General features: G+C 35.2%; 10 protein-coding genes. 4 read left to right on the top strand and 6 right to left on the bottom strand.

Annotated elements, in window-relative coordinates; genetic code table 11:
• Positions 1 to 170: 170 nt before the first annotated feature.
• From ACNQGJ_RS15720 to ACNQGJ_RS15700, 5 genes are all read right to left on the bottom strand, one after another.
• Entirely contained in the window at positions 171 to 470 is a 300-nt protein-coding gene (locus tag ACNQGJ_RS15720) for a transposase (protein ID WP_417974683.1), read from the bottom strand.
• Between the two features lie 148 nt (positions 471 to 618).
• The gene (locus tag ACNQGJ_RS15715; RefSeq protein WP_417974681.1) at positions 619 to 1287 is read right to left on the bottom strand and encodes an FAD-binding oxidoreductase; all 669 of its coding nucleotides are present in this window, start codon (positions 1285 to 1287) and stop codon (positions 619 to 621) included.
• Between the two features lie 31 nt (positions 1288 to 1318).
• The gene (locus ACNQGJ_RS15710) at positions 1319 to 1540 is read right to left on the bottom strand and encodes a hypothetical protein (protein ID WP_417974679.1); all 222 of its coding nucleotides are present in this window, start codon (positions 1538 to 1540) and stop codon (positions 1319 to 1321) included.
• A 10-nt stretch (positions 1541 to 1550) separates the two neighbouring features.
• Entirely contained in the window at positions 1551 to 2303 is a 753-nt protein-coding gene (locus ACNQGJ_RS15705; protein ID WP_417974678.1) for a PRC-barrel domain-containing protein, read from the bottom strand.
• 655 nt (positions 2304 to 2958) lie between these two features.
• Positions 2959 to 3477 (bottom strand): hypothetical protein, encoded by a 519-nt coding sequence (locus ACNQGJ_RS15700; protein ID WP_417974674.1) that lies wholly within the window; start codon positions 3475 to 3477, stop codon positions 2959 to 2961.
• A 1769-nt stretch (positions 3478 to 5246) separates the two neighbouring features.
• Between ACNQGJ_RS15700 and ACNQGJ_RS15695 the strand changes: the two genes are divergently transcribed.
• Genes ACNQGJ_RS15695 through ACNQGJ_RS15680 form a run of 4 tightly spaced genes read left to right on the top strand, consistent with a single transcriptional unit; the run spans position 5247 to position 6889 of the window.
• Positions 5247 to 6002, top strand: coding sequence for a hypothetical protein (locus ACNQGJ_RS15695; RefSeq protein WP_417974672.1), 756 nt, complete (start codon positions 5247 to 5249; stop codon positions 6000 to 6002).
• Between the two features lies 1 nt (position 6003).
• The gene (locus ACNQGJ_RS15690; RefSeq protein WP_417974670.1) at positions 6004 to 6444 is read left to right on the top strand and encodes a DUF5675 family protein; all 441 of its coding nucleotides are present in this window, start codon (positions 6004 to 6006) and stop codon (positions 6442 to 6444) included.
• Between the two features lie 3 nt (positions 6445 to 6447).
• Positions 6448 to 6726: a hypothetical protein gene (locus tag ACNQGJ_RS15685; RefSeq protein WP_417974668.1), complete on the top strand. Its 279-nt coding sequence runs from the start codon at positions 6448 to 6450 to the stop codon at positions 6724 to 6726.
• Positions 6713 to 6889, top strand: coding sequence for a hypothetical protein (locus ACNQGJ_RS15680; protein WP_417974666.1), 177 nt, complete (start codon positions 6713 to 6715; stop codon positions 6887 to 6889). Before ACNQGJ_RS15685 ends, ACNQGJ_RS15680 begins: the two co-directional genes overlap by 14 nt.
• Before the next feature lie 164 nt (positions 6890 to 7053).
• Here the strand turns inward: ACNQGJ_RS15680 and ACNQGJ_RS15675 are convergent, their stop codons facing one another.
• Positions 7054 to 8838, bottom strand: a complete 1785-nt coding sequence (locus ACNQGJ_RS15675; RefSeq protein ID WP_417974664.1) for a DUF885 domain-containing protein — start codon at positions 8836 to 8838, stop codon at positions 7054 to 7056.
• Positions 8839 to 8915: the final 77 nt, after the last annotated feature.

Below are 8915 nucleotides of genomic sequence, written 5' to 3'. Positions count from 1 at the left end.
GGATTCAAAATAAATCAATATTATCTTTTCTTTTATGGCGATTTTTCGTTGCTGTCTTGCAGTGATTGTTTGTTTTTTCCATCGGTAATAACTTCCACTACTCACTTGTAGAACTTTACACATTTTTTCAATCGGGAATACTTGTTCATTATTTTTAATGAAACTATAAATCATCGACCGCTCTTGGAAAAAATGCCAATTGCTTTTTTTAATATATCGCGCTCTAACTCGGCATCTTTGAGTCTTTTCTCCAATTCGTGAATTTTTTCTTGTTCAGAACTTAATTTTAAATTCCCTTTTCCAGGAAAACTTCCCTCTCCAAATTCCTCGAACTCTTTGCGCCATTTATACAACTGTGGTGCTGTTACTCCCAGCTCTCTGGCCAGTTCTGATACGTTTGTTCTCTCATAATTCAATTGGACGGCTTTTTCTTTGAAAGCTTTGTCATAAACTTTGCGGACTTGTTTCATAGGTTAAAATTAAGATTATTTCTTAACTTTCTGTGATGGCTAAGTTAGCATCTCCAATGCACAATATAAATTTAAAGATTTTTTTATAATTCTAAATTCGAGAAAAGAACAATCAAATCGTTAAAGCAGTTTTAACAAATCTCACAGATTATTTCTCAAAAACTACTGTATCAGTTTTCGCTCCTAATTGTGTGAGTGCTTCTGAAATGGCTGTTACAAATTGTGGTGGACCACAAATATAGAAATGCTGTTTAAAGTTGTCTATTTTTTCTTTTAGAAAAGTATAGTCAATCCTACCATTTTCGTACCCCTCTTTTTTTTCATCAGTGAGCGTGTTAATGAAATTCTTGCCGAGCATTTCATTAAATTCTTTTTTTAGAATTATATCTTTTTCGGTTTTATTGGTAAAAATTAGTTTGTTGTTAGCAATTTTGTCATCCGCCTGTAACTGCCGCAGAATTGCAATGAATGGTGTAACACCTGCACCACCAGCAATGAATACGCCTTCGCCTTTATATTCAATTGCGCCCCAAACATCACGGAGGATAAGTTCGTCACCGAGCTTTAATTTTCCTAATTCTTTTGTAACTCCGTTGTGATTATCATAAATTTTAATTATAAATTCGAGGTGCTTATTATCATTTAAACTTGTAAATGTAAAAGGTCGCTTTTCATGTTTAAGTGCAGGAGTATTTACGGACACTTCGGTTGCCTGTCCAGGTATGAATTTGAAACCTTCTGGCTTTTGGATTGTAAATCGCTTTACATCATGCGTTACTGGTTCCACTGAAATTATTTTTACAATATGATTTTCCATGGCGTTTGTTTATTAGGGATTAGTAGTATACTCAAGAATTAGGTCTTCCTTTCAATCGAATATCTATTCTTTTTTTCTTAATGGTTAACCGCTTCATTATATCCATCAAGGTTGCTTCTTTTGTCTTCTTATAAATTTTGTTGATTGCTAATACAAGTCGTTTTGCTTCTCTTGAAGCTGTCACTTTATCACTATTAGACATATGACTCATTTTGGCTTTTTCAAATACTTCTGCTTGTTGTAAAATTTCCATAATTATTATTTTATTTTTCGTAATAGTCATTGAGTGAATGTTCATATGAATCATTTATCGGTTGCGACGAATCATATTCGGGACTGTTTTTTACTTCTTCCTTTGAGTGATTAATAGTAACTGTCTGCTCCTGCCATTTTACATCTTTTATCGAACGCGGAGAAATAATTACTTTTTTTCCTGAAAACCAGTTGCCGGTTTCCACAATAAGAAAATGGATTTTCCAGCTTACATCGTCAATTATAAAATCTTCGACTTTGCCTATGTTTCCGTCCGTTGTATGAATATCATACCCTGTAACTTCCTGTGTGCTTCGTAGATGCGGGTTTTCATTAGTTTGCTTTTCCGTTTTCCTTTGTATCATTTCCTTTTCTGTTTCTCTTACTTCAACTAACGGATATCCCCACATGCCTAGGCTCATGTATCCATACATTCCGTTTCCGTAATAGCCGGGCCAAGAGTAGTATCCACGAATCAACTCTTCCTGTTGTTCTGAAACAGGTCTGTCTGTTTTAATATCGGGACTGTTTTTTATTTTTTCCTGCGTAAGATTTACAGATAGTGTTTTTGATTCGCAATCCAGTTTTTGAAATGCTTCTGGCGAAATCAAAACTTTTTTTTCGGAAAACCATCCTCCCGTTTTTACCACCACATACCGTATGGTTGAGGTCTGATCATCAAAAAAGAACTCTTCTACTTTTCCAATTTCACCATCAGTTCCTTTAATGGTGTAGCCTAATAAACTGTTTATACTTTGTTTCATTTTATATTGCTTTAATTGTTTAGTCGTTGCGATTCATTCAGTTATTATTCTTTTAACTACGAATTTAAAAAGCAGGTCATTTTTTCGTTTTTTTATATTAGTACTTTTATAAAACTACTCTTAACTTAATGAGGGAACTGATTCACAAACGATTTAATGTGTTCAATCAAAACCGTGAGGATAATCTAGTACTTTACAAACAGCTCTTTGATAAATCCTTTGTTGTCATTTTTAGGTAGGATGGGATAAACTTAAATAAGACTAAAAATTGCTAGTGCATAATGATCAATAAAGAGGATACCTATATGTATTCACTTAATTTTATCTTTCATGATTTTGTATCCTTACAAGAATGGTCTCTAGGGATATTTTAATTTTATCTATGGCACCAGACATAGCCTTTTTTGCAGTATCGGCATCACAGGTAACTGCTATTGGATCTCTGCCTTCTATTCTAGCTTCCAGTATACATTGGATATCATTATGTCCTTCTTTTTTCCCATTTTCGTCTGATAAATGCACTTCTATTCCGGTAATATATGATTGGAATCAGTTTAGCTTTTCGGCGATGAAGGAGGTAAATAGTCTTCTTAATTTTCGTCACCAGAGATTGTTTTGTCTGTGTTGAATTGAATTTTCATAATTGTTTTATATATTATTCTGTGTTTTCGTCTAAATCATTATGGTTGTCTCCGCCGGTACTGTAATAATTGTTTTCTTCGTCTTCACTTCCCACATTTTCTTGTTGGTCGTCCAGCTCTGAACCTGGAACATCTAAATCAGCACCCGTTTTCACATATTTAAAGTCCTTTTCGTTCCAAGTTCCTTCCTTTTCGTTTGGTGTTTTCTTTTTTGTAATATCTTCTGGATTCAAATCCTTTTCTTCCTTTAATTGTTGATAAATATCTTCAGAAGGCGGGTAGATTTGTAAGTCTGCATATTCAGGTTTTTTACGAATTTCTTTGATCTCCGTTTCACTATGCGTTTTTGCATATTTATCCAGAAGATCTTTTAAAGAATTATAGTACTCTTCAAGGCTTTTGATAGTTACTTCCTCACTCTCCGAATTGTTCTCGGGCATTTCAATAATAAATTTTGATAGCTCTGGATATTCTTGTTTAATTGTAGTAGTAATCTTTATGATACTTAGTTCTAATTGCATTTTAGTTTTCATTTTTTTCTTTTATGATTATACTCATTCAAGTTACGTAAATTTAGAATGTTTTACATCTCTGCCTTCAAGTAAGCGGTCGTTAAATTTCTTTACTTGTTGTAGACAATGGTTCTTTAGCTTAATTGTAAATTTACAAACCTTTACATAGAGAATGTTATACAATTATTTTTAATATTATATAATTAGCGGTTTGTGATACCCTTTTTGAGTAAGCTTGGGCCACTTTAAGCAGTTTTGGCAGAAAGAAAGAATTCTAAATTGGTATGATTGCCGTTTTGCACGCTTGGGACCAAGATTTGATCCTATAATGGTGCATTGCATTTTACCTGGCTGCGGCGTATCTGCCTGCAAGGAAGGGACAAGAGGCAATTAGACAAACTGATTCCCGCACCGCTCTAAATATAAATTCGGAATCATATAATATACTATAAACGGGTGGGACTGATTTGAGAGATCTCATTTTACCAATCACAGACATCTTGAAAGCCTACTCCTTAAATAAAGATAGTACTTACTCTTGCGCTGTTATAATCTCAGCTAAGAAAGCTCCTATACTAGACCTTTTTAAACAGCTAGTAGGTAGTTTTACAACAATTTTAAGCTGGTACTAGTGGTTCTAGTGGTTCTAGTGGTTTCTCGCCTTAAAATTTGCTTTTTAAGTAGACAAATAAAAATATGAGAGATATAAAAGCAATGATGTACTATGGTAGAAAGCCTCCCGTCAAATTATAGGGAAAAATCAAAAATGGTGCTCGATTTTTCTTAAATGATATTTAATTCTATTTAAAATTAGTGCTGCAGCAAAAAGAGACTAAAAGAAGATTTTACGATGTCTTACAGCAACGTTTTCTATAATGCTTCTCCATTGTCTTTTTTTTGAATTTAGAGGCTAATATCAACTAATATGGGTTTATTGGTGTTATTGATTGCTTTCTGCAGTTCTATAATAATTATGTAATCTAAATGTGGGCTAGAAGTAAAAACAAAAAACACTAACTCACTGATTAATAGATATTATGGCTTTAATTCTGTGGAGAAAAAGAGAAAGTTCTATCTTTGCTACGTGGTTGAAATATAATATTTTATATCTGTTTTTTTATTCAAGTGCCACTTCAAATTTTCACAGTTTTTCACCTGTGTTGATAAATGTAAATTTACAAAAAATACTTTAAAAAAAGGGCTCTTATTTATCAAAATTTGAACTGGTTAACTATTATTTATTGAACTGGTAGAGTTTAAATTGTGAACATCTAAAGGATAAATTCTATCCAATTATTAAAGGTTCAACTTGTTCAATTTTTAAGCTGGTATATTGGCAAAATTCCTCAATAGATACAAACTCATTTTGGAGCTTATTGAGCTCCTTTCTTATTTTTTGTAGCAGTCTAATACTTTGACGATAACTCTTTCCTGTTATGCGTTGTATATCTTTTGGATAGATACATAATCTCTTGTTTTCGGTTCTCATACTTTATCTATGGCTTTGATTGGGCTTTGCCTAACTTGAATCTACTATGATTCAAGTTCTTGCATTCTATAAAAATAATAAATAAATCGGTTGGTTCAGAAGCGGCGATTTATTCCCATTAGGGATAGGTGTAAATGGGTATTTATGTCGATTTCTGCCATTTGTGTCACAAAGTGACATATGGAATAGGGGAGTCTTTCTTATGTGGTTTAATTAATTAAAATTTGTTTCATAATCAATCAAAAGATGTTGCAACAGGATAATGATTGAAGGAATTTAAAAAATCTAAATTTTAGAAATTATGGCTAGACAAAAAGGCATTATTAAATTGAAAGGTACTATTGGAGATATTACTTTTTACAAAACTAAAGATGGTCATTTGGCCAGAGAAAAAGGTGGAATCGATGCGAGCAGAATCGCGAGCGATCCTGCGTTTCAGAGAACGCGTGAAAACGGTTCCGAATTTGGAAGAGCGGGGAAGGCAGGGAAAACTTTGAGAACGGCATTACGAACGTTACTTATCAATTCTGCTGATGGCAGAATGGTAAGCCGATTAACTCAATCTATGATTAAAGTCATTCAAGCGGATATGATAAGTGAGCGTGGATTGCGTAATGTGATTGATGGTGAAGCAGAATTGCTTGCAGGCTTCGAATTCAATATTAGAGGTAAACTAGGAACTTCTTTATTTGCTCCTTTTGTGGGGACAATTGACCGTGCTACGGGTAATATTATGGTTGATTTGTTGCCGTTTGTTCCTGCGAACATGATTGCGGCTGCAAGTGGAACTACTCATTTCAAAATTATATCAGCAGGTGCGGAAATTGATTTTGAAGCGGAAACCTTTGTAGTTGCCACTTCGGAAACGGATATTCTACCTTGGAATTCGAATCAAACTGTTGATATCAATCATGCCAATCCAGTTACTCCGGGCAGCACAAAACCCTTGTTTTTAGCTTTGGGAATTGAATTCTATCAAGAGGTAAACGGCAGAATGTATCCTTTGAAAAACGATTCATACAATCCATTGGCATTGGTTCAGGTAAGCGGGCTGTAAGATGGTTTTAGTGTTAAATAGGACGTATTTCCCCGAGGGAACACAAGGAACAATAGTATGGAACGGCACCTTAGTTTGTTATGCCATCGAGTTGCCTTGGTTGCATAACCAACAACGTGTTTCTTGTATTCCCGAAGGAGAATATGTTTTGCAGAAGCGGTTTAGCCCAAAGTTCCAATGGCACTTGCATTTGAAAAATGTTCCGGGAAGAGATTTGATATTAATCCATCCCGCCAATGACGCTAAAACCGAATTATTGGGTTGTATCGCGCCTGTAACACTCCATACCGGAATAGGGAAGGGCAGTTCTTCTCGAAAAGCATTAGAAAAGTTAAAAGCATTAATTTATAAAGCTTTGTCCTATAATGAACAAGTCAAAATAAAAATCCAATCTAATCCTTCGACTCCGATTAGGACAACAAGGCTGAAAACAAATAAATAAATTATGAATATAATTGAACGTGCAAAAGCACCAACCCCGAAATTCTTCCGGGTTTTGAGAAGTATTGGAATGGCTTTATTGGCTATCAGCGGAACTATCATTGCGGCTCCGGTAGTTTTACCTGTAGCCGTTGTCAGTATTGCAGGGTATGCAGCCCTTGCGGGAGGTGTCATTTCAGTAATCAGTCAGATCACGGTTGATGATGAGGCCAATTATGAACGGGTCCTTGTGAACCGGATGAAAAAAGACAATCAAAATTTACCGCGAGATGGAATCAAATAACACCTTACAGATCGGAACCGCATCCGGAACTTTATTGAGTGTTATGCCAAATATTGTTTCTGAAGATATTCTAAAAACAATAATCTTAGCAGTAATTGGAGCTATTATTAGTTTTATTATTTCGCTCCTTTTAAAAGGATTGACAAAATTTAAAAAGAAATAATACTGAATCGAGTTCAGCATAAATACGGGTTTGGCTTGGTAACCTTTTCCCGGATTAATTAGGGAAGCCTGGTCCGTTTAGATCAGGCTTTTTTTTGATACACATAATAACTTCGTTAGGTTTTAAAAAAACTATTGTTCCCCAATTTCATACTGATGTTCTCCTTAATTACTTTGTTCATTAGCCCAATTATCCATATAAGTTTCAAACACGCTTAAAGGCACAGAACCAACCTGCAAAATGGCATCATGAAATTTTTTGATTTCAAACTTGCTGCCCAAGCTTTTTATATATTTGGCTTTGAGTTCAGATATTTTCAATTCTCCCGTTTTATAGGAAAGCGCCTGTCCTGGCATTGCCATATATCTTTCTGTTTCTGAAACAGAAGCTTGCTGCTCTCTTCCTCCTTTTTCCATCATGTATTGGATTGACTCTTCTCTTGTCATTATTCCGGTATGCAATCCAACGTCTGTCACTAATCGTATCGCCCTAAATAATTCTGATTTGTAGGCAGCCAATTTTTGATAAGGGTCCGTGTACAATCCTAATTCTTCACCCAATGATTCGGCATACAAAGCCCAGCCTTCAGAAAAAACGGAATAGCCAGCAAATTTTCTAATTTTAGGCATGGATTGATTCTCTTGCTGTAATGACAATTGAAAATGGTGCCCCGGAATGGCTTCATGTATAAAAAGATTGTCCATGCCCAACTTATTGAATTTAGTAGCGTCAACGATTGGAACATTAAAATAACCGGGTCTGCTACCGTCCGTTGTGCCTCTTTCATAATTGGCTGCCGACGTAGCCGCTTTAAACTTTTCAATTGCCTTCACTTCGAAGGCTGTTTTGGGAACAATATTAAATAATTTTTTTAGCTTCGGTTCTATGATGGGCAGGATGGCCCTGTAACTTTCCAATATTTCTTCGTCAGTGGTGAAAGGAAAAAAGGAGGGATCAGTCAGGGCATGATTGAAAAATGCAGTTCGGTCTCCCTGAAAGCCAATTTTTATCTTGAGGTCATCAATCTCTTTAGTAATTTGTTCCACCTCTCGTAGTCCCGTTTGGTAAATTTCATCCGGTGTTTGATTGGTAGTGGTGTTTACGCCAACAAAATATTCATACATTGCTTTTCCATTGGGCAAATCATTATAGCCCGATGTGCTTCTGGCTTTTGGCAAATAAACATTTTTTAAATAGTCGGCCAGTTTTCGGTAAGTGGGGATTATTTTAGTGTTGATTGCCTTTTGATAGGCCAATCCTATCGCTTTCTTTTCTTTTGCAGAAAAGGAGCTTGGCATATTCCGAACAGGTTCATAAAAGATATTTTTGAGTGTATCTGTCGCAGTTTGAGCTTCCAGCTGCGGAATCATTTTAATCACCAAGGCTCTGGGAAGCACCATTTTCATTGCAACGCCTTTGTTAAAATTAGCTATCGCAGTATCGGCCCATATCGTAAAACCATCAATTCGTTTGAGCCAGTTTTCATAATCTTTCGCTGTTTTAAAAGGTTGAAAACTTTTTCCTGAACCAAGAGAAGGTAATGAACTGGGGTAGCCCCTAAACTGGCTAAAGGGAATGTATTCAAAATGAAATGTTTCTCTTTCCAGAGCTTGCTTTATTTGGAGACTTACGATGTCAAAAGAAATTTTATCAAAGGAATTGAGCTTGTTTCTATCAAACGATGCTAATTGTTTTTGATACACGATGGTAAAGTCGTGTTGTTTTTTTAGGTAGGGTTCAGCGATATCGTTAGGAAATAAATCGTTGTACCTGTTGTCGCCTCTTTGTGTAGCTGTCAATGGGTTTAATAGCAAGCCGTCTTCGTAATAATTATCCAGAAATTTGCTGAATTTAGCATTGCTTGAGTTTTTCTGTGCCATTACAATTGTGCCGGTGAAAACAAAAAGTAGTACTGCTGTTTTTCTAAGAAGAGATTTTAATTTATTCATATTAAGGATTATTTATAAAATGATTTAATACTACAAGCTTGATTAGTCTTTCGATTAAATGGCTGCTATTTGGGTAT

This window comes from Flavobacterium cryophilum (genome assembly GCF_048286555.1).
Classification (GTDB): Bacteria; Bacteroidota; Bacteroidia; order Flavobacteriales; family Flavobacteriaceae; genus Flavobacterium.
The sequence above is the reverse complement of the archived record's forward strand: the minus strand, read 5'-3'. Positions and strand labels throughout refer to the sequence as shown.

What these genes read in the sequence shown, in the direction of transcription:
- ACNQGJ_RS15720 (WP_417974683.1), bottom strand. Translation starts at nt 470, where the DNA reads ATGAAACAAGTCCGCAAAGTTTATGACAAAGCTTTCAAAGAAAAAGCC.
- ACNQGJ_RS15715 (WP_417974681.1), bottom strand. Translation starts at nt 1,287, where the DNA reads ATGGAAAATCATATTGTAAAAATAATTTCAGTGGAACCAGTAACGCAT.
- ACNQGJ_RS15710 (WP_417974679.1), bottom strand. Translation starts at nt 1,540, where the DNA reads ATGGAAATTTTACAACAAGCAGAAGTATTTGAAAAAGCCAAAATGAGT.
- ACNQGJ_RS15705 (WP_417974678.1), bottom strand. Translation starts at nt 2,303, where the DNA reads ATGAAACAAAGTATAAACAGTTTATTAGGCTACACCATTAAAGGAACT.
- ACNQGJ_RS15700 (WP_417974674.1), bottom strand. Translation starts at nt 3,477, where the DNA reads ATGAAAACTAAAATGCAATTAGAACTAAGTATCATAAAGATTACTACT.
- ACNQGJ_RS15695 (WP_417974672.1), top strand. Translation starts at nt 5,247, where the DNA reads ATGGCTAGACAAAAAGGCATTATTAAATTGAAAGGTACTATTGGAGAT.
- ACNQGJ_RS15690 (WP_417974670.1), top strand. Translation starts at nt 6,004, where the DNA reads ATGGTTTTAGTGTTAAATAGGACGTATTTCCCCGAGGGAACACAAGGA.
- ACNQGJ_RS15685 (WP_417974668.1), top strand. Translation starts at nt 6,448, where the DNA reads ATGAATATAATTGAACGTGCAAAAGCACCAACCCCGAAATTCTTCCGG.
- ACNQGJ_RS15680 (WP_417974666.1), top strand. Translation starts at nt 6,713, where the DNA reads ATGGAATCAAATAACACCTTACAGATCGGAACCGCATCCGGAACTTTA.
- ACNQGJ_RS15675 (WP_417974664.1), bottom strand. Translation starts at nt 8,838, where the DNA reads ATGAATAAATTAAAATCTCTTCTTAGAAAAACAGCAGTACTACTTTTT.